General features: G+C 39.8%; 22 protein-coding genes and 3 pseudogenes. 17 read left to right on the forward strand and 8 right to left on the reverse strand.

What is annotated here, in order from left to right; all coding sequences use genetic code 11:
• Window positions 1-82: 82 nt before the first annotated feature.
• The 4 genes and pseudogenes from F1E73_RS13495 to F1E73_RS13510 form a co-directional block, all read left to right on the forward strand.
• Window positions 83-244: pseudogene (locus tag F1E73_RS13495) on the forward strand (transposase domain-containing protein); the annotation flags it as partial.
• 230 nt (window positions 245-474) lie between these two features.
• Window positions 475-723 (forward strand): DUF6364 family protein, encoded by a 249-nt coding sequence (locus F1E73_RS13500; protein ID WP_086478470.1) that lies wholly within the window; start codon window positions 475-477, stop codon window positions 721-723.
• Complete coding sequence (locus F1E73_RS13505; protein ID WP_150452205.1) at window positions 720-1,154, forward strand: type II toxin-antitoxin system VapC family toxin; 435 nt, start codon at window positions 720-722, stop codon at window positions 1,152-1,154. The genes F1E73_RS13500 and F1E73_RS13505 overlap by 4 nt, the downstream gene beginning before the upstream one ends.
• 269 nt (window positions 1,155-1,423) lie before the next feature.
• The gene (locus F1E73_RS13510; protein ID WP_223883432.1) at window positions 1,424-2,851 is read left to right on the forward strand and encodes a Gfo/Idh/MocA family protein; all 1,428 of its coding nucleotides are present in this window, start codon (window positions 1,424-1,426) and stop codon (window positions 2,849-2,851) included.
• Between the two features lie 477 nt (window positions 2,852-3,328).
• On the opposite strand, the gene F1E73_RS13515 is transcribed toward F1E73_RS13510, so the two are convergent.
• Together F1E73_RS13515 and F1E73_RS13520 are read right to left on the reverse strand one after the other, a co-directional pair.
• On the reverse strand, window positions 3,329-5,035 hold the full coding sequence (locus F1E73_RS13515; protein ID WP_150452206.1) for a potassium channel family protein: 1,707 nt from the start codon (window positions 5,033-5,035) through the stop codon (window positions 3,329-3,331).
• A gap of 1,109 nt (window positions 5,036-6,144) precedes the next feature.
• Complete coding sequence (locus F1E73_RS13520) at window positions 6,145-6,981, reverse strand: phosphatase PAP2 family protein (RefSeq protein ID WP_086478466.1); 837 nt, start codon at window positions 6,979-6,981, stop codon at window positions 6,145-6,147.
• Window positions 6,982-7,402: 421 nt separating this feature from the next.
• On the opposite strand from F1E73_RS13520, the gene F1E73_RS18130 reads away from it, so the two are divergent.
• Window positions 7,403-7,714, forward strand: a complete 312-nt coding sequence (locus tag F1E73_RS18130) for an SdpI family protein (protein ID WP_086478465.1) — start codon at window positions 7,403-7,405, stop codon at window positions 7,712-7,714.
• Between the two features lie 287 nt (window positions 7,715-8,001).
• Entirely contained in the window at window positions 8,002-8,958 is a 957-nt protein-coding gene (locus F1E73_RS13530) for a calcium/sodium antiporter (protein WP_086478464.1), read from the forward strand.
• A 132-nt stretch (window positions 8,959-9,090) separates the two neighbouring features.
• Here the strand turns inward: F1E73_RS13530 and F1E73_RS13535 are convergent, their stop codons facing one another.
• A complete protein-coding gene (locus tag F1E73_RS13535) occupies window positions 9,091-9,399 on the reverse strand; it encodes a winged helix-turn-helix transcriptional regulator (protein WP_150452207.1) in 309 nt (102 codons plus the stop codon).
• A 125-nt stretch (window positions 9,400-9,524) separates the two neighbouring features.
• Between F1E73_RS13535 and F1E73_RS13540 the strand changes: the two genes are divergently transcribed.
• Window positions 9,525-10,037: a VOC family protein gene (locus tag F1E73_RS13540; protein WP_086478462.1), complete on the forward strand. Its 513-nt coding sequence runs from the start codon at window positions 9,525-9,527 to the stop codon at window positions 10,035-10,037.
• Between the two features lie 58 nt (window positions 10,038-10,095).
• Here F1E73_RS13540 and F1E73_RS13545 read toward each other — a convergent pair whose 3' ends face one another.
• Both F1E73_RS13545 and F1E73_RS13550 read right to left on the reverse strand, forming a co-directional pair.
• Complete coding sequence (locus F1E73_RS13545) at window positions 10,096-10,509, reverse strand: hypothetical protein (protein ID WP_150452208.1); 414 nt, start codon at window positions 10,507-10,509, stop codon at window positions 10,096-10,098.
• Between the two features lie 301 nt (window positions 10,510-10,810).
• A complete protein-coding gene (locus F1E73_RS13550) occupies window positions 10,811-11,269 on the reverse strand; it encodes a cupin domain-containing protein (RefSeq protein WP_150452209.1) in 459 nt (152 codons plus the stop codon).
• A gap of 556 nt (window positions 11,270-11,825) precedes the next feature.
• Here F1E73_RS13550 and F1E73_RS13555 point away from each other — a divergent pair.
• Window positions 11,826-12,635 carry an SDR family oxidoreductase gene (locus F1E73_RS13555; RefSeq protein ID WP_150452210.1) on the forward strand — a complete coding sequence of 270 codons (810 nt, stop codon included), beginning with the start codon at window positions 11,826-11,828 and terminating at the stop codon, window positions 12,633-12,635.
• Between the two features lie 86 nt (window positions 12,636-12,721).
• On the opposite strand, the gene F1E73_RS13560 is transcribed toward F1E73_RS13555, so the two are convergent.
• Window positions 12,722-14,389 carry a formate--tetrahydrofolate ligase gene (locus F1E73_RS13560; RefSeq protein WP_150452211.1) on the reverse strand — a complete coding sequence of 556 codons (1,668 nt, stop codon included), beginning with the start codon at window positions 14,387-14,389 and terminating at the stop codon, window positions 12,722-12,724.
• Between the two features lie 364 nt (window positions 14,390-14,753).
• Here F1E73_RS13560 and trpB point away from each other — a divergent pair, with 364 nt between their 5' ends.
• Window positions 14,754-15,953, forward strand: coding sequence for a tryptophan synthase subunit beta (gene trpB / locus F1E73_RS13565; protein ID WP_150452212.1), 1,200 nt, complete (start codon window positions 14,754-14,756; stop codon window positions 15,951-15,953).
• 94 nt (window positions 15,954-16,047) lie between these two features.
• Window positions 16,048-16,251: pseudogene (locus F1E73_RS13570) on the forward strand (glyoxalase); the annotation flags it as partial.
• A 111-nt stretch (window positions 16,252-16,362) separates the two neighbouring features.
• On the opposite strand, the gene asnA reads toward F1E73_RS13570, so the two are convergent.
• Complete coding sequence (asnA, locus tag F1E73_RS13575; RefSeq protein WP_086477609.1) at window positions 16,363-17,406, reverse strand: aspartate--ammonia ligase; 1,044 nt, start codon at window positions 17,404-17,406, stop codon at window positions 16,363-16,365.
• A 455-nt stretch (window positions 17,407-17,861) separates the two neighbouring features.
• Between asnA and F1E73_RS13580 the strand changes: the two genes are divergently transcribed.
• The 5 genes from F1E73_RS13580 to F1E73_RS13600 all read left to right on the forward strand — a co-directional run bounded on the left by F1E73_RS13580 (window position 17,862) and on the right by F1E73_RS13600 (window position 21,810).
• The gene (locus tag F1E73_RS13580; RefSeq protein ID WP_086477608.1) at window positions 17,862-18,740 is read left to right on the forward strand and encodes a DUF4382 domain-containing protein; all 879 of its coding nucleotides are present in this window, start codon (window positions 17,862-17,864) and stop codon (window positions 18,738-18,740) included.
• Window positions 18,741-18,959: 219 nt separating this feature from the next.
• Window positions 18,960-19,589 (forward strand): dioxygenase family protein, encoded by a 630-nt coding sequence (locus F1E73_RS13585; protein WP_150452213.1) that lies wholly within the window; start codon window positions 18,960-18,962, stop codon window positions 19,587-19,589.
• A complete protein-coding gene (locus tag F1E73_RS13590) occupies window positions 19,582-20,220 on the forward strand; it encodes a YceI family protein (protein WP_150452214.1) in 639 nt (212 codons plus the stop codon). Before F1E73_RS13585 ends, F1E73_RS13590 begins: the two co-directional genes overlap by 8 nt.
• Window positions 20,221-20,294: 74 nt before the next feature.
• Window positions 20,295-21,050, forward strand: coding sequence for a DUF5995 family protein (locus F1E73_RS13595; RefSeq protein ID WP_086477605.1), 756 nt, complete (start codon window positions 20,295-20,297; stop codon window positions 21,048-21,050).
• Between the two features lie 298 nt (window positions 21,051-21,348).
• A complete protein-coding gene (locus tag F1E73_RS13600; RefSeq protein ID WP_150452215.1) occupies window positions 21,349-21,810 on the forward strand; it encodes a PH domain-containing protein in 462 nt (153 codons plus the stop codon).
• 68 nt (window positions 21,811-21,878) lie between these two features.
• On the opposite strand, the gene F1E73_RS13605 is transcribed toward F1E73_RS13600, so the two are convergent.
• Window positions 21,879-22,706: a hypothetical protein gene (locus F1E73_RS13605; RefSeq protein WP_150452216.1), complete on the reverse strand. Its 828-nt coding sequence runs from the start codon at window positions 22,704-22,706 to the stop codon at window positions 21,879-21,881.
• Between the two features lie 785 nt (window positions 22,707-23,491).
• Here F1E73_RS13605 and F1E73_RS13610 point away from each other — a divergent pair.
• Together F1E73_RS13610 and F1E73_RS13615 are read left to right on the forward strand one after the other, a co-directional pair.
• Window positions 23,492-24,757 carry an APC family permease gene (locus F1E73_RS13610; protein ID WP_223883433.1) on the forward strand — a complete coding sequence of 422 codons (1,266 nt, stop codon included), beginning with the start codon at window positions 23,492-23,494 and terminating at the stop codon, window positions 24,755-24,757.
• Between the two features lie 710 nt (window positions 24,758-25,467).
• A pseudogene (locus F1E73_RS13615) lies at window positions 25,468-25,889 on the forward strand (class I SAM-dependent rRNA methyltransferase); the annotation flags it as partial.

Here is a 25,889-nt window from a genome sequence, read left to right on the forward strand (position 1 = left end):
AACTTGTTATTATACCCACACTTAGCTACAATATGACAAAAATTGACGAAAGAAAAAATATCATAGTTTCTCTGAAATCAAATATGCCGCACAAAGGGCCGATGGTATCTATTCTTATTTTGCTACCTGCAAAAAACACCAGGTAAATACGTATGAATGGTTAAGATATACCTTAGAGAATATCATGACCATCAACCGTAAGGACATCCAGGACCATTATCCACAGAATTATAAAAAAACTTAAATAGGCAAAAACCTACTTCAGTGGGAAGAGCTTTAAAAAAAAATCTGCCTTGCAAGACAGGATTCGTGAGAGGGATACGGGAAATTCAGAAAATAAAGTGGAATGTTTACAACTGCATTTCCTATACCAGCTGGGCCGTTGGATGTAGTTAAACCTCACATCAAAATTCATCAACAATCCAAACTGTACGGATTATTTTATTATATTTATACGTATACATTAATTATATTATGGACACTAAATTAACATTAAAACTTAATCAACATGTTATTGAAAAAGCTAAAGAATATGCTGCTACCAAAAAAATGAGTCTATCTCGCATTGTAGAAGCTTATTTACAATCTTTGACATCTGAAAATGACACCTCTGAATTTGAGATTTCACCTTTCGTAAAAAGTATCTCAACCGGAACTGAAATTCCTACTGATTTGGATTACAAAAAAGAATATTCTGATTTTTTAATTGAGAAATATAAATGAGCAAAAGAATATTTATAGATACCAATGTCATGTTGGATTTTTTAGGAGAGCGCAAACCATTTTACGAACCGATTGCAAAAATCGCAACCTTAGCTGAAAAAGAAAAAATAACAATGGTTGTTTCGCCCATTTCTTTTGCTACTGTAAACTATTTTCTAGCAAAATTTGAGAACGTTAAAACAGCAAGTGAAAAACTAAGAAAGTTTAAGATAATCTGTGAAATATGCTCGCTCAATGAACAGACGATTGAAAAAGGACTCAATTCTTCGATTAAGGACTTTGAAGATGCTTTACAATATTTCTGCGCAACAGAATCAGAATGTGAAATTATAATAACAAGAAATGGAAAGGACTTTAAAAAATCATTATTACCTGTTATGACAGCAGATGAATTTTTAAAATCTTTGAATAAAAATAACTACAACCAATAACTAAAATAACTAAATTAACTAAGAAGTTTTCGTGTGGTCGGCATTCATGAATGCCATGCATTTCTGGTACGACTCCATGCGTATGCTTGATCTTGGGTCTGGCCTCCAGAATCGTAGCGATCTAGTTTATAAAAATTCCGATGCAATCGCACGGGGATAAGGGGTTCACAGTCACATCAATAGATTAATCCTGTTCCAATACGTTAAACGACATACATCTTCGTTTTCAAAATTAATCCTTACCTTGAATTTCAAATTAAAAATGTAGCATGATGAAGAAGCCAAATTCGCCCTCTGCCGGCCGACGACAATTTATCCGAAACACATCAGCCGCAGTTGGGGGTTTTATGATACTTCCCAGGTATGTTCTTGGAGGCAAAGGATATACCGCACCTAGTGACAAAGTAAACATCGGCATTGTCGGAGCCGGGGGTCAGGGCCAGATTAATGTTCGTAACTTACTTAAATTGGACGATGTACAGATTACCTCGGTCACCGATCCAGGTCGTTATTGGGATTTAAATCGATTCTATTACAGGTCCATTGCCGGTCGGGAACCGGTCTGTGAAATGATAGAGAACCATTATCAGCAAAAGGGAGAGAACAAAGTGGTTCGACAATACAAACGCTTTAGCGAAATGATGGATAAGGAAAAAGATATCGATGCCATTGTTTGCTCCACCCCTGACCATACCCACGCTTTTATCACCATCGCAGCCCTTAAGGCAGGATTGCATGTTTATTGCGAGAAACCCATGGCTCACAATATTTGGGAAGCGAGAATGGTACGAAAGGTAGTTCAAGAAACGGGACTCGCCACTCAGATGGGTAACTCGGGCCATAGTCGGGATGGCATCCGTTCCTTGGTGGAATATCTGCAAGATGGTGCTATCGGAACTGTACGCGAAATCCATGCGTGGGTTCCTGCAGGTCGTTGGACCCCTGGTATTACAGGTCTCCCTCAAGATTCCAGTCCACTTCCAAATGATTTTGATTGGAAGGAATGGTTGGGGCCGACTCCATTTAGGCCCTATAACGATCTTTTTTCGCCAGTCACTTGGCGGGATTTTTGGATATATGGTTGCGGTGCATTGGGAGACTTTGGATGTCACGATATGGATGCACCTTTTTGGGCCTTCGATCTATCGAGCCCGTCTCATGTTCAAATTTACCCTGCCGGACAAAGCAATGGTGAAATTGCTCCTTATGGAGAAGCCGGCACCTATCATTTTCCCGAAAGAAAGGGTCAGGCTGCCCTCAAATTACACTGGTATTCCGGAGGCTTAAAACCGGAATGGAATCCGCATTTGCCGCCAGATTATAAATTTGGAGGAAGGAGCGCCATGTACGTGGGCGATAAAGGGGTTATTATCACCGATGGCGGTAATCGGTTTCCACAGATATTTCCCGAATCCTTGAGACAATCTTATCAACCACCCGCGGAAAGGATTCCACGATCTAAAGGTCATTATCGCGACTGGGTAGATGCCATCAAAAACGGAGGGCAATCCAGCGCCAATCTCGATTATGGAAGTCAGCTTACCGAATTAACCCTACTGGGGGTACTATCTCTTCGCTTGAATGGTGCTCGTATACAATGGGATGCCAAAAACATGAAGGTCAATGGACTACCGGAAGCAGCATCCATCGTTAGGGAGCCATCCAATGAAGAATGGGATATTTCCAAGATTATGTAATTAGTAGGGGTAGGTTATTATATAGGCCTATCCCCTATTCTAGTATCCCCATAAGCTTGGGATTAAAATATCGGCCAATTTTAGTGACAATGAAGTGGTGGTAAATTACTTTAAAAACATTAAGGGTGGACTTGGTTCTTCTTCAGATGATCTGATAAATGTTTTGATGAGAAAAACTTCAAGAAGAATACCTTACACAAAATAATACGGTGTTGGGTTAATTCCTATTACAGTAGTTGAAGAAGTATAAATGCCCATAATAGCGTAGACAGGTCCGCCCCTAAATAGGTACGGGCCATGTCTCTAAAATGCCAATTCCTTTAAGAACACCCTATTGAATCATCGTTCTAGTATTCCCATGATTCCGATTTAGATTTCCATAATTAGACTCCGCCAGGAATAAAATAGACTTCAAGAACTACCGAAACTAACCCCTTACCCCCTATTCATATAATCTATATACTTACATTTTGGCCATCATCCGCCATTCACATATATCTTGTTGAATTTCTGCTTCATGTCTATGTTTCCAAGCATTACTATTTCAGCGCCAGGGGGCAGTATGGTAGAGGCCGATAGCAATGTTTTGGCTTCAGAATTTTCTTTAATGGCAATCACAGATAAGCCCGTCTTAGTGCCTATCTCAGATTCGGCAAGAGTCAACCCTTCTAAAGACTTTGGAATCGGGATGATAAACAAGGTAAACCCCTCCCCTAAGACGGTGAGCTCCTGACCTTTAGCAATGGACAAAACGGCTTCAGAGCCTAAGGTGGAATAACTCAACACAAAATCTGCCCCCGCTTTTTGCATGATATCAACATTTCGAGCTTCGGAAATACGACTCACAATGCGTACGTCGTTATTAAGTCGACGACAATATGAGGCCAAATAAATATTGGAGGTGTCGTCATGGGTAGAAAGCAATACCGAGGGCGCTTCAAGGATTCCGGCGCGTTTTAGGAGTTGATAATCTGAGGCATCCCCTGAGAATACTTGATGACAGTAGGGTTTTACCCTTTTGCATACCTCTGGATCTTTATCAACAACATTCACCAAAACCCCATTTTTATGCAAAGCCCTAGCCGCCGATAAACCAACTTTACCAGCTCCAATTAACAGTACAGGATTGGGGTTGATACTATAATCGTGAAAAAGCTCATCTATTCTATGGAGCTGTTCTTTGTTCCCAATAATTACCAGTACACTATCATAGGTCAGTATTTCATCCCCTTTTATAGGTTGCAATCTTCCACGCTCCCAAATTCCTACTATACTCACCCCAAATTTTTGCCTTAATCCTGTTTCACGAATTCGTTTAGAGACCAAGGGGGTGTCATGAACAGGCAATTCAGCAATCAATAAGTCTTCATATTGGCCTATGGGATGTGATTCTGCATGCTGTGTATTTACCCTGTTGGCCAATTGCTCACCCAGCCATTTTTTTACCGGCAGAACATGATTGGCGCCACTGAGTTGCTGTACATCTATTGATTCAATATTGGTTGCAATGGCGACAATAGGGATCTCAGGGGCTATTTCGCGTATTGTGAGAATAATCTTAGTATTTAGAAAATCGTCTCTATTGACTAACACCAATTTTGCATCCTTTATATTGGCTAGGAGATAGGTCTCCTTATTGTCCAATTCCCCATATAGTACGGGAACGCGGTCCTCATGATTTTTAAGGGCTTGTTCCATACGGTTCTCAATGACATAAAATGGGATTTCCTCCTGTATTAATCGCTCCGTAAGATCTCTTGCTATAACATCATAAGAGCAGATTAAGATGTGGTCCTTTGTTTTGGAGGGAACTTCACGAAGCACCTTGATATTCTTTCTCGACTCCAAAAGAGGAATATAAAAGTGCCTAATAAATGCGAACGGCAATACGATCATTAACATAAATATTCCCGAAAGCAGCACCACAATACTGAAAATACGACCAAGGTCGGACGCAAAAGTAATGTCACCAAAACCAAGGGTGCTCATCACAGTCAGTGTCCAGTAAAAGCCTGTAATCCAAGAATGATGTTGGCCTTCAAACTCCATTATAAAATGGAAGAGAACCGAATAAATTACAATGACAAATCCTAAAAAAATCAAATACTTAAATAGAATCTTGTAGTTTCTTTTAAAATCTCTATCACTCATATAATGAGCCATCTGACTACCAACAAATTTCATATTTTGTACTATTAAAAAGGATTTACAATTTATTTATTCCAGTATTCTAATCTATACAATTAACTTCCTCTTTTCCTGTTTATTGGAAAAGATTTCAATTATACTATTTTAAAGGCGCAAAGATACTGTTTCCGTTAGACAGCAGGCCGCTGATTCTACTGGATGGCTGGTTGATTGTAACCTTCTGTTCGGTTTGGTACTATTATTAATCATGGTAAGCCTCAAAACCTATCTGATGATGGCTTTTTTGGACATTAAAAAGCTTTGCTACAGCGGTTCTGGTTACTCCACCCCAAACCGGAAGACATAAAGCTTGGGAATTTCCAATAATATAAGAATGTGTCACTTTCTGTATCTTACACTTAAGCTTTCTCTATACCTGCAACCTCCTACTTCCCCTTCTTATCAAATAAAACCTAAGAAAAAGGCTATTCCACTTATCTAGGATATTGCCGCAAAAATAATTTAACCTCTTGGCAGCAGATATAGGAGGCAGTACTGCACTTAATTACTGTGGGTTAAATTAACTAAGCATTTTAATAAGGAATTGATTTAAGGCGTAACGTAGAGTATAAAATTATTGGGTCGCTTCATAACTCTTTAAAATCTTTGGTTATGAAAAGAAAGGGATTTATTGCAGCACTTCTTTCCATCCCTACCCTACCCTTCTTGGTCTTTCCTTCAAATGAAAAATCACCACAAAGAAAATTGTTGGATTTAAGGTAAGTGCTGGTGAAGGTAAGTAACATCGACACAGAAATCGGACTTGGGTAAAATGACCGTAACCGTGTAATCCGCTGGAAAATTTGAGGATTTCTTTCTTGAGATGGCAGGTTTAGATCACGAGCCTACATCTAAGGAAATTGAAAACATTTTCACAGAAAGCGGTATGCAGGTAGTTGGCCCTCCATTAAAACCGGAGTAGCCATATGGACTCCCCTCCTTTATTAAGCGTACACACAGAACTACGAGACTTGACTCACCTTTTAAACAAATCCAACCTAGGCAGGGTGTTTAAGGTGTCTTTTCAGAAGCTACGCATCAATGGAATGAAAAAAGACGCTTATTACTTTGTACTGGCCATTCATGACAAATGCTAAACCACGCTTCTAAAATGTGCCTTTAAAGCCAATGGTACCAGGTCCCATCTGCAGGGTCCAACTAATCTTATTTTCAGAAAACGAATTTTGATTCTCCTCTCTTTTCAAGAATTTATCTATAGAATCTACCACTACCACACTCACCGCTACACTTAAGGCCACATCTGTTAACCAATGGGCTCCAGCCCATATTCTAGATACTGGGGAAATCATCCCAAGGGTATAGAACCCACCCTTGATCCAAGGATTATTAAATTGCTTTCCTAGGGCATAAAAAGTGGTGAAGGACAAAGCAGTATGTCCGGAGGGGAAACTATGATACGCGGCTTCCTTGCTAAATGGCTTAAAAGCTGATTTTCCCACTTCAGCCATAGGTCTTGCACGTCCTACAACAGTTTTGGATATGCTCTGAAGTATTCCCATAGCTACAGAAGAGGAAAGCAAGAGGACGCCTGTATGCCGTATGTTTTCATTTTTGGTAACCAAACCCAGCAAATATACACTGCCATTTAGGGAGTAATTGTATAACGGTTTTCCAAGGTAATAACCCGATTCTTTAAGCACACTGGGAACGTCATCTTCCTGTTTCCTAAACCAATTGGAGCTATCCTCATCAAAAGTATATAATACGGCGGTCCCTAATACGATGGAGCCTGCAGTAAGAAAATCCTTTTTTTTCCATTGCAAGGGGCGTGTATAGGTATGTTTTACACCCTGATAGACATTTTTAAAATCTGTGGCCAATAACTGTTTGGTACTTAAGGTATCCTGAGCAGTTCCCACAAACGCATTCATCAGAAGAAAAAGACCAAAAACCAAACGCCTAAAAGTTAGGATCGTAATCATACATCAATATATTAAAATAAGAGGCTACAAAAAAACAAAACGGTGTAAGCAAGTCAAAGAAAATAGGAAATAGACTTCCACAAAGTTTCTTTAGTACGCCCGCCTGTGTAGTCGGGCAGGTTTATCTTTGTCGTAAGGCAGGTTTGACTATTTGGGGATATTGGCGACTCGCAGGGACTAAACCACCCTTTACCAAATCCCTTGTATACTCGGTTATAGTACAGAGAGTATAGAGGCGCTGGCAGCTTACTAATTATTTTAAGAATCTGGCACTAAGCGACTTGCAATACAGCATTTAATACTATATCTTAGATTGAATAAAGTGTCCAAACTGGGCATAACCAAACTTTAGTAAACACCATAATCTAAAAAGCGTATTTTGCCAAACTCAATAATAGAAAGCCCTTTTTTTATAAGCTATATGATTACGGGCATAGGGTTTATATTGATTGGTTGGATATCTTTAAAATACCCACCAAAGAAAATCAACAACTGGTATGGCTATAGAACTTCTTCATCCAAAAAGAGTCAGGAAAGATGGGACTTTGCGCAGCACTATTCTTCTAAAGAAATGATTCGTATGGGCTTTCTTCTTATTTTAATCAGCTTCTTAGGATTCTTTATGGCACCCTCTATTGTGGAAGGGTTCGCTGGCATACTTATCATTTTAATACTCACAATGATTCTTCTATATAGGGTTGAACGAGCAATAAAAAATAAATTCAAAAAGTAACCTCTATTGGGTGGTCGGCCACTCCCCTATTGTACTCATTCACTACTCCAAGCTGATTATATTCTATGGACAAATAGCGTGGAAATCAATGTCAAAATCAACCACATAAGCATGAAGGGAAAAGCAAGCAAAATTCCCAAAAAGACAAGGGAATTTTTCTGAAATATTATTTTGCCCATGTGAGGTCCAAAAAGAATTATGACATATATTAGATATAGACAAAACAGGGTTATTTGTAGATGTCAATTCAACCCTAAGTTGCCTGAAACAATAATTGGAAAAAATCAATGTTAATTCAAATACTGCTTATTTTTCTTGGACTTGCCCTACTGGTGCTAGGAGCAGATTGGCTGGTTAAAGGCGCTTCGGCACTTGCCAAAAGATATAACGTATCCGATCTGGCTATAGGGCTTACCATTGTTGCCTTTGGGACATCTGCACCAGAACTGGTGGTAAACACTTTTGCATCCTATCAAAATCATCAGGACATTGTTTTTGGAAATGTTATTGGCAGCAACAATTTCAACCTCTTTATAATCCTTGGCCTTACAGGGCTATTATCTCCCTTAGTCGTCCAATCTAGCACCGTTTGGAAAGAAATACCAATTTCCTTTATAGCCATCATACTCCTTTACCTTTTTGCCAATCCCTTTTTCTCTACTGGCGCGGCAAGTCTTTCAAGGATAGAGGGGTTTGTGCTTCTCCTTATGTTCGGGCTATTTTTCATTTATGTTTACAAACAGCTTAAGACAGATTTGGCTGAACCGGAAATAGTACAAAATAAACTTTCATCATTCAAAATTGTCGGACTGGTAATCTTGGGGTTGGCAGGACTAGTCATTGGGGGAAGGTTTGTGGTAATCAACGCAATTGAGTTAGCTACAACACTGGGCATGAGCGAAAAAATTATTGGTCTAACCATTGTAGCAGCAGGCACCTCTTTACCCGAATTGGCTACTTCCGTAGTTGCCGTATTAAAAAAGAATAATGATATAGCTGTAGGGAACGTCATTGGCTCCAATATCTTCAATATATTTTTCATTTTGGCGGCAAGTTCACTTATCAATCCTATTAAGTACGACACCGCTTTCAACACCGAAATATACCTGCTAGCAGCTGGGACCATTTTTCTATTTATCGCTATGTTCACGGGGCAAAGGAAAAAGCTAGATCGGTGGGAGGCGTTAATTCTGTTAGTGGTATATCTTGCCTACATGGTCTATTTGATAAAAAAAGAATCTTGACAAACACAGTATCCAAGTCAGCCAAGAATTAAGGCAACTACTGTTTGGATGGCATATCTAAAACACAACTTAATCCTTGGCCGATAAATTGTGCTTATAATTCCGTACCTTACTAAGTCACGGGAAGTTTTATTAGAAGCTAGACATATCTTTTCCCCACCTATCCAAGCTTCTTAAAATAGACTCTAAGGATTTCCCCTTTTCAGTTAATTCGTATTCCACTTTCGGAGGAACCACCGGATAAACCTTTCTGCTGATAAGATGGTCCCTTTCTAATTCCCGTACTGTTTGAGTGAACATTTTATTGGAAATATCCGGAACCTTCTTTTGCAGAACTCCAGAACGAATAGGGCCATCCAATAAATGGAATAAAACAAGTGGCTTCCATTTTGTTCCTATTAGGTTCATGGTATAGTTAAGAGGGCAATAAACTTTACTCATAATAATTATACAGTTAGCTGATTAATAGCAATTTACTCTTTTTGTCACCTATAGCACTTTTGGGTAACTTATTGCTTAACAGGCAAATATACCGTTAATTTACACCCTACAAAAATTAGATAATTATGCAAAAAGAAGAAACTTATCCAAAATCGTTTTCCCATATAGGAATAACCGTTCCCAAAATTAAGGAGGCTGTTAAATTCTATTCCGAAGTAATGGGATGGTATATAATTATGGAACCTTCCGTTGTAAAAAAAGAAAGAGATACAGCTATTGGACAAATGTGTATTGATGTTTTTGGTGAAGATTGGGAAGCATTTGAAATAGCTCATATGGCTACATCAGATGGAATTGGAATTGAATTGTTTTCCTTTCCCCACGGAGTTAAGGAAGCTCCAGAATTCAACCCTTTTAATACCGGACTTTTTCATTTTTGTATCCAAGACCCTAATATTGAGAATTTAATCGATAGGATTGTTTCCGCTGGGGGGAAACAGCGAATGCCCATAAGGGAATATTATCCCAATGATAAACCCTATAAAATGTGCTATGTGGAAGATCCTTTCGGAATTGTTTTTGAAATTTACACCCATAGTTACGAACTAACCTATTCCTCTGGTGCTTATACCGGTTAGGCAGTAGTGAATATCCGTGTAGTCAGCTCCGCTCCAAAATAGGAACGGAGCCCTCACACTAGTCCAATTCTTTTAATTCACCTGCATGTATTTCGTCGAAATGACTGGAAATATAAAATGGATCTTCGTCCAAAACCCTGTGCCAGGTTCCAGACTTATATTCAAAATCGAACTCCATTTTATCCCGGATGTTTTCTATAGCACTGTTTAATATTATTTGTAGTCGATCCTTTTGTTTAAAGCTAATTGGTTTATCAAAGCTCTCTGCTTTGTTAAGCGCATTACTTATTTTCAGTTCGTTCTGCTGGTAGTTATCGGTAAACTTATTTTCCGATGGCATAAATTGCCCCATTACAATCAAATTCTTCTGCTTGTTATATCTATTTAGCACCCAATAATGATCCAGTTCATATATATCTACCTTAGGATCAACACAGGTACAAAACTTAATTTTATCTGATATTACACACATACTTTTTTATCCTTATAAAACAATATTAGTATTAGGCACTTATTAGTAATAATGCCAAGCTTTATCCAATTAAAAGTATCAAATTCCTACTTTTATTTCAGAATAAAAAATAAACTGGTGTAAATTCTTACTAACCCCTAAATTCATAATACCCGTATAGTTGCTCCATCTGTTGATGCCCAATAATTAGCGCTATGGCGACCATAAAGCATTAAAGAAGCTTTTTGCGATTATGCGGATTCTGAACTACTCAAAAAGCACATTTACTTCCAAACAAGGAAAGTCGAAAGAATCGATAGGTCTAATTAGGTAATGGTCCCACCAACTCAACCTCGTATTGTTGGCAGGCTTGTTCAATAATTTCATCACCTATAGTAGCACGGGTTGCCGGCAAGGAAATTGCTCTATAGAATTCGCCATGACGCGGCGTAGTTAGAATAAGGTAACGGGCTATTTCCGACTCAATTCGAAAACCGTGTATTGTATTCCCCGGAATGTGCACAAAGGCACCTGCCCTTGCTTCCGTCCCTGGCTCTACACCAAAATAGAACATTACTTCGCCCTCTAAAATGTAGAAACACTCCATATCGTCGTGTTTGTGAAGTGGGATACTCTCACCCCGTATCGCCTGTTCTTCCACCACGCAGATAGTTTCACCTGTAAGCCCACCTGTCGCAAGAAAGTAGGTAGAAGTCTCCCCCGTCCAACGCAATTCACTTGTGCCGGGCTGGGCTATGTACGCTTTAGTCATCTGGCTCATAAGAAAACCCGTTTAATAATTATAACCACTATAGCACCTCTCAATCGGAAAAAACCTGTAAAACCACAGCCTATATCCCCTTGAATTTCCATTAATTTAATAAACTATAATTTACTCAATTTCAACAAATTCCGCAATCTAAAACTATACTAATTATATTCCGTATTTGTGAATTTATCAGTAAAACCATTAAGGGATTAGCAAGTATATTTCCCTAGTTGAATTGGATTTTTTATAGCGATGGTTTTGACGCAGATTGGAAACCCTACTCAAATAAAACTTATATTAGGTACCCGTAAATAAGATTGTTAGTACCAATTAGTAAATGGGCAGCCATGGAAGTAAGAAGATCCCATCAAACTATCTATTCCAGTATTGGAAAGAAACTAAGGGCGATTTAAAGTCGATTGAAATATTGCCTACGGGAATTAAGTCCTTAGGAACATAGAGGAACTAGACCGCTTATTTGTAGAAGGGTGATACTTGGTTGTTAATGATAAAAAAAGGGCCATGTTCACCCAATCCCCAGTAAGGGATGTAATGATATACTAAGGAGATGAAAAAATTAGAAGGCAAAACGGTTTTAATTACAGGTGGCGCATCTGGTATCGGTAAAATAATGGTTCGATTGATGTTAGAACGGAACGCCAACCTTATCATTTGGGATATTAATCAAGAGAAAATAGATGACACCCTAACCGAATTCTCCAATATAGGAAAAGTGGTTGGTTACCATGTAGATGTATCTAACATCACCCAAATACAAGAAACCGCCAAAAAAGTTAAGCAGGAAATAGGTGTAGTTGATGTACTGATAAATAATGCAGGGATCATAGTTGGTAAATATTTCAGCGAGCATTCGGTATCCGAAATTTCAAAAACGATGGAAATAAATGCCAATGCCCCCATGCTTATCACCAGGGAGTTCCTTGAGGATATGATAAATCAAAACTCAGGGCATATTTGCAATATCGCTTCCTCTGGGGGATTAATTTCCAATCCTAGAATGTCTGTTTACGCAGCAAGCAAATGGTCACTCATTGGTTGGTCTGATAGTTTGCGTTTAGAGATGAAACAAATGAATAAGAATATACATATTACCACCATAATGCCCTACTACATCAATACTGGAATGTTTGATGGGGTTAGATCAAAATTACCCATACTGGAACCTGAAGCAACAGCACTTACTATTGTTAGAGCCATTGAGAAAAATAAAAAAATGTTGAGTATCCCGGGATACATTTACAGGCTTACCCGTTTCGGGCAGGCACTAATGTCCATAAATGTTTTTGATTGGTTTGCAGGAGATGTTCTAGGAATTTATAAAACCATGGAGCATTTCACAGGGCATAATAAGGAGTAATTTTAGCAACCACTCTGCTATTACCAATATCACGCCCATTATACGTCCTCAAAAGCAGTTAGCTTATGCGTCCCGATTTAATATTTTTAAAACAACCCCGCTATAGTGCCATTCCCATCAATAGTGATGTTCTCAGCAGCCGGGGTAGCAGGCAATCCAGGCATACGCAACATATTACCCGCAATAGGAATAACAAACCCAGCTCCTGTTGCTATTTCAAACTCCCTAATATGGATATCGAAGTCCTTTGGTCGGCCTAATCGCTTTTTATCATCACTAAAACTTTTTTCTGTTTTTGCCATACAGACTGGTAAATTCCCATACCCCATGGCTTCATATTTGCGTAATTGGGAAATAGCCAGATTACTTAAAACAACATTATCCGCCCCATAAATGGTTCTACAAATTTTTTCCATCTTGGTTTGCAAACTGTCCTTTAGACGGTAAGTAGGATTAAATTCGTTACTACAGGTGCTGGCCATCTCAATTACTTTTTCAGCGAGATCTAAACACCCTTTCCCTCCTTTCTCCCAACCATAACTCAAAGCAACGGGAATACCTAATTTCTTACAGTGGGCTTCTACTACTTGCATTTCCGCTTTGGTATCCGTTTTAAAAGCATTTATAGAAACAACAATGGGAATTCCAAAACTTTTTAGGCTAGCAATATGTCCTTCCAAATTAGGCAGTCCCTTCTTTAGTGCTGCTACATCTTCTTGTGTAATTTCTTTTAATGATTTGCCCCCATGATACTTTAAAGCTCTGATAGTTGCGACCAAAACAATGGTTTTAGGAGATATACCTGCTGCGCGACACTTAATATTCAAAAACTTCTCAGCCCCTAAGTCGGACCCAAATCCGGCTTCAGTAATAGTATAATCACTTAATGTCATCCCCATTTTTGTAGCCACAATAGAATTGGTCCCTTGCGCAATATTGGCAAAAGGCCCTCCGTGGATAATGGCGGGATTACCTTCCAGGGTTTGCACTAGATTAGGTTTTATCGCATCTTTTAATAGCACCGCCATAGCACCATTGGCATTTAAATCCTTCGCATATATAGCCTTTCCTTCCCAGGTATCCCCCACATAGATGTTCCCACATTTTTCTTTTAGGTCCTCCAAATCTGTGGCCAAGCAAAGAATCGCCATAATCTCGGATGCTGCCGTAATATTAAACCCCGTTTCCCTGGGTATACCACCAGCTTTTCCACCAAGTGCTGCCACAATATTTCTTAATCCCCTATCATTCATATCCATACACCGTTTCCAAACTACGGTTCTAGGATCTATCCCAAGGTTTCTCTTTTTACTTTGAATGTTATTATCGATAAGCGCTGCAAGAAGGTTATTTGCTTTTTCAATGGCATGAAAGTCCCCCGTAAAATGCAGATTAATATCTACCATGGGAATAACCTGACTCCTACCACCCCCAGCAGCACCCCCTTTTATGCCAAAGACTGGACCTAAACTAGGTTCGCGAATTACTGCCACCGCTTTCTTCTTTAGATAGCCTAATGCATCTACCAACCCAATGGAAGTAGTAGTCTTTCCTTCGCCAGGTGGAGTAGGTGTAATTGCAGTCACTAAGATGAGATTGTTCTTTTTTACTTTTTCTTCATCAATAATATCTATAGGAAGTTTTGCTTTGTCGTTACCATAGTACTCCAGCTTCTCTTCCGGAATTGCCATTTTCGCTGCGATTTCGCTAATATGCTTGGGGGTAACGCTTTGTGCAATTTGTATTTCCGTCATATGAATAAACCTTATTTAATGTGACATAAAAGTAAAGTTTTAGCAAGTCAGGTTTTATGACAATTGTCACCCTCCTCCCGTACTTGCCAGGCCACTTTGAGCATAGCGGGAGGAGAAAAAACGCCTTATTAATGTAGCAATCGCAGTGGAAGGATCCGCTAGCCTTTAACCAAAAGTTGGATCAGTATTTAGTGATTCCCCCTTATGCTTAAAGTATGTTTCCCTTTAATTTAGTGAGAATGTTGGAAGAAAAATATCAATGGATTTTTATTCATCCCTGAAAAACATATTGCGGGTAGCGTAGCAGCAAGAAAGTGCTTATTTTTATCCATATTTACGATATTAATTGATTAAAAATATTTTCATGAGCAATTATTTTAAAAAATATCCTAATAGTGAAGGTTTTTTCGGTGAGTACGGTGGTTCTTTTATTCCGCCATCACTAGAAGTTGAAATGAAAAAGATAACGGATGCTTACCATACCATTAGTAAATCGCATAATTTTATACAGGAACTGCGCAGCATACGCAAACATTACCAAGGTCGTCCAACTCCTGTTTATTATTGCGCTCGTTTATCCGAAAAATACGGAGGGCGAATTTATTTAAAGCGTGAAGACTTAAACCATTCAGGCGCTCATAAACTAAATCACTGTATGGGTGAAGCCCTGCTAGCCAAACACCTAGGCAAAAAGAAGCTTATAGCAGAAACAGGTGCAGGCCAACATGGAGTGGCTTTGGCTACCGCTGCCGCTTATTTTGGTTTAGAGTGCGAAATACACATGGGGGAAGTGGATATTAAAAAACAGCACCCAAATGTGGTGCGCATGAAAATATTAGGGGCCACTATTGTTCCCGCTACACACGGGCTTAAAACCTTAAAAGAGGCGGTAGATTCCGCTTTTGAAGCCTACCTAAAAGACCCTGAAAATACCATTTACTGCATTGGTTCTGTGGTAGGACCTCATCCGTTTCCTATGATGGTGCGCGATTTTCAACGCGTTGTCGGGATTGAAGCGCGTGAACAGTTTTTGGATATGACGGGTGAATTACCAGATAATGTGGTTGCCTGTGTGGGTGGTGGTAGTAATGCTATTGGGTTGTTCTCTGCTTTCCTTAATGATGAAGAGTGCAAGATACATGGTGTAGAACCCGCAGGACGCTCCATGGAATATGGGGAGAATGCAGCATCCATGACCTTGGGAACCCCAGGGGTGATGCATGGATTTAAATCCTATATGCTAAAGGACGAAAAAGGAGAGCCAGCCCCCGTATATTCCGTAGCCAGTGGTCTAGACTATCCGGCTGTAGGACCAGAACACTGCATGCTAAAAGATGAAAACAGGGTTAATTACGATATTATTAACGACAAAGAAGCCATTGATGCTTTCTATGAACTAAGTCGCTTAGAAGGTATTATTCCTGCACTGGAGAGCTCGCATGCCGTGGCCTATGCCTTAAAACTAGCTAAGGAGCAACCTCAAAAATCTATTTTGGTTAATTTAAGTGGTAGGGGCGATAAGGATATCGACTATGTTGTAGATACGTATGGTCTGCCCGAATAAGCAGCCGTCTTAGCTAAAATATTCAATTTAAAGCGCTATTGAAGACATTTTCAACCATTCTTTTGGTGATCAACAATACTTCAATAGTGCTTTTTTTAGTATCCATGATCCAAATATTGAAGAATTAGTAGACAAGATTGTTGCTGCTGGTGGGAAACAAAGAATGCCTATAAGATCGTATTATCCAGATGACAAGCCCTATAGAATGTGCTATGTGGAAGATCCTTTCGGAATCGTATTTGAAATTTATTCTCATAGCTATGAATTAACCTATTCTTCTGGCGCCTATTCAGAGTAAGCCCCCTTTGCAGGCGGGCAAGCACCACACGCGTGCTAGATCTCAGCGAATACAAAAATGGCTGCCAAATAATATCGACAGCCATTTATAGTATTTTAAAGCGTGGAATCCCTATCGTAGAATTGGAATATTTCCCTGCTTACATTCTTCAATCATTTCCTCTGGCCAGATACTGGTCTGAATTTCTCCAATATGCGCTTTCTTCAAGAAGAACATACATAGTCGGGACTGACCTATTCCTCCTCCAATGGATAACGGAAGCTCATCGTTAAGTAGCATCTTATGCCACATTAATTCTTTTCTATCTTCCGCACCTTCAATCGCTAATTGCTTGTTAAGGGCATCCTTATCAACGCGAATTCCCATAGAGGAAAGCTCCAAAGCTTCTTCTAGCATAGGATTCCAAAGAAGGATATCCCCATTTAGCCCTTTTAGCCCATTTTCGGTTTCGGTACTCCAGTCGTCATAATCAGGAGCTCTTCCATCGTGTTTTTCCCCTTCTGCCAACACTCCGCCAATTCCGATTATAAATACGGCTCCATATTTTTTAGTGACTGCTGTTTCTCTTTCTTTGGATGAAAGGTTAGGATACTGTGCTGCTAATTCTTCTGTGTGAATGAACGTAATTTCCCTTGGAAGTACCGGCTTTAAATGTGGGTAACGCTCGTATACCACATATTCTACCCTTTTAAAAATGCTGTAAATTTTCCTAACAATGTATTTAAGGAAATCTAAGTTTCTTTCTTCTTCAGAAACTACTCGTTCCCAATCCCATTGATCTACATAGATGGAATGGATATTTGAAAAAACCTCGTCCGGACGCAGGGCATTCATATCCGTATATACTCCGTAACCCGACTCAATGTCTAATTGCGCCAAAGCAAGTCTTTTCCATTTGGCCAGTGAATGAACAATTTCGGCTTCTTCATCGTTCATGCTCTTTATTGGAAAGGTAACAGGGCGTTCTATACCGCTAAGGTCATCATTAATACCAGATCCTTTTTTCACGAATAAAGGTGCCGTGATTCTTCTTAATCTCAATTCGGATGATAAACTAAGCTCAAAAAAATCTTTAATCAATTTAATTGCTTGTTCTGTCTCTTGTATATTTAATTGAGGAGTATATCCTTTTGGGATTTGTAATTTATAATCCATTCTGGTAATAATTTATTAGATGATTAGCGACTCGCCGTGTTATAAGTGTAAAATAAAACGCAAAAGTGCGATAAATAGCGTGAAAATCAAAACAGAGTGGAATGATAAATGGTGAAGTTCTATGGACATCCTCCCTTTAAACCATAGAGATACCTACTACAAGCCTAATTCAGGGTAATTTTAAATTTCTGCCTAAGTACGATTTTACATAGGCATGACGTTTATTTAATAAGGATTTAGGCATCACTCCAAAACACTCTCAGAATGCTAACTTATACGATTCCACCTAAGATTCTAATAAAAAACTCCACCTCCTTTAAACTCCTTAAAGAGCTTTCTACAAAAAAATGTCGATTATTAGGTAGGGTAACCATAGGGGTAGGTGGTTATAGTTATACAATGTTCCTTTTAGGGGGATTGAACTAACTATTTAATGTTTAACGAAAAAGAACAAAATGAAAAAGAATTTAATATTAATTTTTACCATTGCATTTTTAAGCCTCACTATTGGATGTACCGATAATAACGATGCAGGCTCGGATACGGGTAGGTTGTCCGTTCACCTAACGGATGCTCCATTTCCACATCATCTGGTTGCAGAGGCTAATGTAACCGTATTTAAGATAGATGCCAGAAATAAAAGTAAGGATGGCGAAACGTCCGAGGAAAACGATGGTTCTCCTTTTGTAGTTCTTATGGAGGAAGAAGTGCCGGTAAACCTATTGGAATTAACCAATGGGGTTACGGAGACTTTGGTAGACCTAGAGGTTCCGGTAGGGGTTTACGACCTTGTGCGTGTTTATGTAAAAGGGGTGAATGTGGTTCTTACCGATGGCACTACCTACGATCTAAAAGTACCTAGCGGCGAGCAGACAGGGATAAAGGTCTTTATAAAACCTGGTCTTACGGTTAAAGGCGGACTCTCTTCCGATCTGCTATTAGATTTTGACGTGAGTCGTTCTTTTGTTGCCAAAGGTAGCACCAATAAAGTAGATGGTATCACCGGATTCAACTTTAAGCCCGTGATCAAGGCCAGCAATCTATCCACCGCAGGGACGCTAACAGGAATGGTAAAAACAATTAAGGATTCAACAGAAGTGGCCTTAGAAGGAGCACAGATCTCCGTATTTGCTGCTGATACTTTAAATACTACTGGATTCTCCGATGTAGATGGCAACTATACCATTATGGGGCTAGACGCGGGCGACTACAGGGTTGTAACAGCGTTAAATGGTTATATGCCAAGCGACACCCTGGAGGCAGAAATAACCGCAGCTAATAAAACTATCCTTGACTTTATGTTGGAGATAGACAGCACGCAGGAAGGGAATTAATAGTAACCGTTTTTATAAGAAAGGTGCAATCTGCGGATTGCACCTTTTTTTGTTGTTAGGAACGTGGAATCATCAGTTAACGGCTAGTTCTAGCAATCAATTAAATTAAATCATATCGGTATCTATAATAAAAAAACCCTCTAAAATCCTTATTTTTACTACTCCCTCCTCCAACAGTATTTAATAAGTAGCCAGCTTTGGTCTAAAATCATACCTAAAATGAGATTTTTAATAATGGTGCCAGTTGTATTGATGACCGTTCTCTCCTGTCAATCACAAACAAAAAAAGGGGATGCCAAAAAATTAGTGGGAGGTCCCTGTCAAGGTTGTGAGGCCGTTTTTGAATACGACGACAAAAAATTGTCGACTATAGATACCCTTCCGGGATTTCAGGAGAACGAGCCCAAACTAAAAATAAGTGGAACGGTCTTTAAAAGGGATGGCAAAACCCCTGCCGAAAATGTGGTGGTCTACATCTATCAAACAGATCGCAACGGAGTGTATCCTAAAAAGGGGAATGAAAAAGGCTGGGGAAAAAGACACGGCTATATACGGGGTTGGGTAAAAACAGATAGGACAGGGAACTATACCTTCTACACTTTTAGACCCGCAGCATACCCCAACGGAAGGGAACCTCAACACATTCATTTTACCGTTAAGGAACCTACTATTAATGAATATTATATTGATGATGTGGTCTTTGAGGACGACCCTATGTTAACACAAGAAGAACGAAACACTTTAAAACAGCGTGGTGGTTCGGGGATTGTAAAACCCGTATTGAAGGATGGGTTAGTAACTGTGCATAGAGATATTATTTTGGGATTAAATATTCCCAATTATGAATAAAATCGGCCTAACTTTTCTAATTCCCCTCTATTTTAGCGCTTGCATTGGGAAACATACATCCGAAGCACCAAAAGCATCCATAACTGCAGCAAGGCCCCCTGTAACAATGAAACACACAGGTGATACCCTAAAAATTGACACAAAAAAATCGGAACTACATTGGAAGGGTACTAAAATGCGGGGTGCAGGCAAACACGAGGGCGACATTTCCCTGCAAAGCGGGTACTTTATTTCAGAAAACCAGCAATTGATAGGTGGAAAATTTATCGTAGACATGACAAGCATAGAGGTAACCGATATTCCGGACCATGAACCTATTCCCAGAAATAACTTGAACAATCACCTGAAAAGTGAGGACTTCTTTCATGTGGAGAAGTTTCCCACCGCCAGGCTTCTAATTACCCATATAAAACCACTGCAGGGCGACAGTCTATTGGTAGCTGGGAACCTAACCATAAAAGACTTCACCAAAAACATTGAATTTGGAGCAACCTATTCCAATGCTTCCTTCGTCACTAGATTTACCATTGACCGTTTTCTGTGGAATGTAGCCTATAAAGGGAACTGGGCCGACAAAACTTTGGTGGATAAGGATATAGAGCTCACTATTAACTTACAACTAAAGAACTGATCTTAATCCTAGATAAGACCCCTTATTAGAAACAGTTTCCCTATTTTTAACAAACCAATCCAAACAAATTACCAATGCCACCTGCCACCACCATTCATGATGTTCTGGAAAAACTGGATGCTATTATTGCGGAATGTATATCCAATAATAACCGAATGGGTTTATTTGCCTATATCTACCGTCGTACTACAGCGGAAATTGCATCGGAAATTGCGCTCGGGAATTTTGAGGACAACCCCCGTATGGAAATGCTAGATGTAGCATTTGCCAATTTATATTTGGATGCCTATACAAATTACAAAAACAAAGAATTTGTTTGTGCTTCTTGGACCTACGCCTTTCATCATGCCCAGGAACCTTTGACCATTGTACAGCACATTATGTTAGGCATGAATACGCATATCAACCTTGACCTTGCAATAGCTACTGCCACTACGATGTCCAATACGGAAATAAGGGATATTGAAGCTGATTTTATGAAGGTAAACGACATACTTTTTCAGATCGTAAATGAGATGCAAGACCGCCTCAGTCGTGTGTCCCCCCTATTATTCCTTCTAGATTGGATAGGAGAAAACAAGGATGAAAAGCTTATAGATTTTAGTATGCGAAAGGCGCGACAGCAATCATGGAACTCGGCCAACCTCCTTTGGTCCCTAGGGGCCGACTTAAACCAAGGAGCGATAACTAAAATAGACCAGGGAGTACTAACGCTTAGTAAGCGCATTAAAGCTCCCAGAACCAAGGTATTGCAATTAATACTACGGATTCTTCAAAAGTTTGAAGCTAAAAAAGTGAATACCATCCTACATAAACTAACAGCAGATTAACGCCTCCCTTTAAATTTCACAGGAATAACCATGAAGACTCCTTTAATGCCGTTGCTATGAAAGACGCATGCTAATACTTCCTTCCTACCGTTAATTTTGTTATATTGGTTACCAGTCACTTTAACAATTACCTTAGCGCAGGCCCGCCCATACAATTCGGGCAAGCCCGTAATAACGTAATGGGAATCGGACGGAAAATAGCAAATCCAAATCGACCCTAGGGTCGAAGCCTTTAAATCTCACTTAGTGAGTACGTAGTTTTAAAAAGTTTGTTTTACCAGCAATCGTAATTAGTTCTATGAGAAAGTCAACGGAAAAGACCTACCCAGCAAAAGTATCCTTCGGGTTGGTAGTATTTATATTTCTAGTTTTTTTTGGTCCGCTTGTGCCCGATATAGTGAAGGGTGGGATTAACGGGGAGACCCTACGCATAACCCTATTCCTTAGTATTGTCTTTGTATTTATTCTACACCTTTTCTTTAATACCCGATACACTATTGACGGCAACATGCTTCGGATAAAATGCGGCATTTTTTCTTATAAGCCCATTGATATAGATCAAATCAAGACGATATCCAAAACCCAGAACATCATTGCCTCCCCTGCCCCTTCCTTTGACCGAATTATCATTAAATATGGGAAGCATAGTGAGATGATAGTGTCGCCAAAGGACAAGATCCAATTCGCAAAGGATTTGGTAGCCATTAATCCCCTTATTAAAAATAAACTCATAAACAATGAACCCTATCCCGTTGGCTAAGGACACAGGGAATACCCACCTTTAGCCTCTCTGTAAGCCAGGGAATTATAGCGTAGTGCTTCGCCATCTTACTCCTTTGGCAAATACACATAGTAGGAATTGGGAGAAATTTCTTTAAAGCGGTAATGCACCTTCTTATTAAAATATTCCAGCGTTGTTTCCTCGCTTAAAACCACCATGTTCTTAGGGATTCCCCAAGGAAATTTAATAGGTAATGCTATATCGCCCTCCAATCTACTAAAGTTATATACGGGTCGCATGTCAATTTCGCTGGTTCCCAAATAAAACAGGGAAGGTTTTGGCTGACCTTTAAAAAACACTTCATACTTTTCCCCTTCAAAATTTTCCCATCCATGGGCAGGCTCTCCAAAGGATTTTAATTCACCCGTAGGCTTCCAAAAGTCAGGAAATTCCTTTTCATCCTCAAATTCCACTAGCTGCGTATCCAGAGAATTGGGGGTGTTCATTTCTGCGGGTTGAAAATTAAAGATATAAGCTCCGTTTGGCTTTGCTACCACCCATTCGCACATGGCACTACTCCAACCAAACGACGAAAATCTTTCAAACAACCAATAATTTAAATTGGGTTCCCTATACACCCATAATTCCTTCCATTCGCCCTCCGCCGTAAGGTATTCCCATATCCATAATTCCGTAAAGTGAATTTCGGTGGTAGCAGTCGTGTCCCCCACTTCCTGATCTTTAAGGGGAGTTAGAATCTCCTGCTGGGCGGTGGCATTATTTAGAGCAGCACTGCTACTTGCGCTCCCTTCGTCCTTTTGTAGGGGTACCTCCATTTTAAGGGTGGATTCGGCCGAATCTTTATTTTTCTCTGCAGAAGTAAAGCAATTAGAGAGTAGAAAAAACAAGGGTAGGATGGGTACATATTTCATCATGGTAGTGGTTGGTTAAATAAGGAAACATCCCTCTAAAATTGGATATTCATACAAGTATTAAATATATATAAAATAATTGACACACCTTTGTAGCAACTGCAAATCAACCACTTATCAACAACTACCCCTCTAACTCCTTGGATTTCCATAGATAAACCCCGCTTCCAAGCTTTAGAATATGGCAGGGCTATTTTTATTTTGGGCGTTCCCCTATCGGGTCGCTCTTTCCGCTGTATTTTTTTTTAGCTTCCCAGAGTCCAATAATATCGCAGTCCTATTGCAACACCTCGGCCAATACCTACAAGGTTTGCAAAACCTTGCAGGAAAAGGGGCAGCGTGACAAAAAAACCAAAAAAAGATGCCGCTGCAATAGCTAACGCGGGGATTCGTATACCGTCTTCAGAATATAGTGGTCCGTTGCAGAAAACACCTAGAATTGGCTTCTTTCAAAACGGGTCCAAGACCATGTACTTTAACAAACATGTGTAGCGCGGATTAATGGTATAAGGGCAATGCAATCCTCAGAAACCGCAGCGGTCCGAGTAGTATATACATCGATTTTCTATTGTAAAGCGGATGGCTGCCTTACCCCCATGTTCCAAGTTTCCTGTTGGCTATTTTAAATAAGGTTTGATAGGCTATTTTAAAGCTCTTATCTTAGCCGCCATACCCTTTGGGGAGTTGGCATACCTCTGTATAGATAGGCAGTATGCCAAGCAAACTTCCACTAAAGTACAAGGGGAAGAAGCGAATAAATGGGGATTGGGGTCCCTTAAATAATGAGAATGAAAAATAAAGAAAAAACCTCCCTAAAAAGATCCCTTAGCTTAACGGATGCGGTAGGCATTGGATTGGGTGCCATTATTGGAGCGGGAATTTTTGTGGTAACAGGATTGGCAGCGGGGGTGTCCGGACCTGCCTTTGTGGTGGGACTCCTGGCAGCGGGAATTATCGCTGCTTTCAATGCACTGAGTTCGGCACAATTGGCAGCCGTCTACCCACAATCTGGAGGTACCTACGAATACGGCTATAGGTTGTTGAATCCGGCCCTAGGTTTTTCCGCAGGTTGGATGTTCCTGGTTTCTAAACTAGCAGCAGCCGGCGTAGTGGCTATTGGATTTGGCAGCTATTTCCACCAATTGGTTCCCATAGTTGCTCCCATAACTCTTTCTGTTGTGGCCGTTGTTTTACTAACTATCGCCAATTATTTCGGTATCAAAAAGGTAGGGAATCTAAACTTGTTAATTGTCACCCTTACCCTCTTGTCCCTTATTTATTTAGCGGTTAGTGGCATTCCGGAAATGAAATCGGAACACTTTACACCCTTCGCCCCTTTCGGCGTAGCGGGAATAGCAGAATCCGCAGCCATCCTTTTCTTTGCCTTTACCGGCTATGCAAGAATCGCCACCCTAGCAGAAGAAGTGGGGCAACCTAAGAAAACAATTCCCAAAGCCATTATAATAACCATTGTAACCGCTATATGTTTATATATTGTAATTTCCCTTGTGGCCATTGGGGTCATAGGCACGGAGCAAATGGCCAGTAGCACATCCCCTTTACAATTGGTGGCCAACAGCCTATCTACCCCCGCAATAAGCCTCGTTGTAACCCTGGGGGCCGCTACCGCTATGTTGGGGGTATTATTGAGTCAAATTCTAGGAATTAGTAGGATGTTGCTGGCTATGGGTAGAAGGGCCGACATTCCCCCTGTTTTTCAATCCATACATACTCGCTACCAAGTGCCCCATTTTGGAGTGCTGGTTACCGGCCTCATTATCTTGCTCTTTACCCTCTTTGGTTCCTTCCCCTTTATTGTGCGCGCTGCTACCTTTAGTATTTTACTGTATTATAGCATAACCAATATTGCAGCCCTCAAACAGCCGAAAAAAGATAAGCTGTATGGCACATTTATTCCTATTGGCGGACTTATAGGATGTCTGTTGATGGCGGTTTCTCTACCGCTTAACGTGCTAATTTCCGGTATAGGGTTATTGATAGTAGGATTTGCGATGCGATACTTCATTCATAAGGTGTATCGAACTAAAGACTAGTGTTATAATAACGGTTCAAAATCTTTTATTGTTTTTATCCAGAAATTGCTATCAATTTGGATAAGAAATAATTGGGTCATGTGGATTAAGTGTTTATTTTATCGAAATATCAATGATTATTAGAGTAAATTATTTTTTCAGGTTCTGTATTAGCCTCAATTAATCAAGTTGTCTTTCAATTTACTCAAGTGGTTTTATTGTACTGATCTTTGTTGCTGCACTGTTATTTTTGTATTTCACTTGTAGAATGTGGTTGTTCGTCATAAGGTGACTTATTAACTTTACAGAAGTCGGTATACTTTTCTTTGAGTGTTTGTTCATTTTCTTTGCTTGTCCAAAGAAAACGAACCAAAAGAAAAGACACCTTAACCAATAAATTTTTCCGACAACGAGGTCGAAAAACCGTGTTCGAAACTCCGCGTCGCTACGTTCCTTCGCTCCTGATCTCGGAGCTTTCGAACACTATTTTGCGTTTAAGGAGTTTTGGCTGCGCCAACTTTATATTTAAGAAAATGATTGAATATAAATATCCACTAAATATTTTAAACGAATTTTACCATTGACCGTTGCCAACCGAATAAAATGAATTATGTTGCCCGCTTGCATTGGAAATGGGGAGTGACCCCTACCTTTAGCAACTAAAGTATCCCTAAGGAAAAAAGGAGCATTATCAGCCTACTTTTCCGAAAACTATTATTTTTATATACCGTATGAAAGTACCTGCAACCATAGCCATTAAACTCAATAAAGCTGCTGAAAAAGCGGTGAAACAAGGTCACCCTTGGGTATTTGAACAAAGTATTGTAAAAGGTCCCAGTAAAAACGCTTTGGCGGGGAGCTTATGTGTTCTTTTCGATCAAAGAACCAATAAGCCTTTTGCGTTTGGACTGTGGGATCCGGAGGAGGTGATTCGCATTAAAATTATTTTTAGGGCTGGGCGCTTACAGCTGTCGGCCAACTTTTGGAAATCGCAACTCAATAAAGCCTATGTCCAGCGCGAAAACCTAAGGAGTAAAGGAGTTACCGGTTACAGAGGTATCCACGGGGAGAATGACGGATTTCCGGGCTTGGTGTTGGATGTGTACAATAAAACAGGGGTTTTAAAGATCTACTCCCGCATTTGGCAGCCTTA

This window comes from Arenibacter lacus (assembly GCF_008711145.1).
In the GTDB taxonomy this organism is placed as follows: Bacteria; Bacteroidota; Bacteroidia; order Flavobacteriales; family Flavobacteriaceae; genus Arenibacter; species Arenibacter amylolyticus.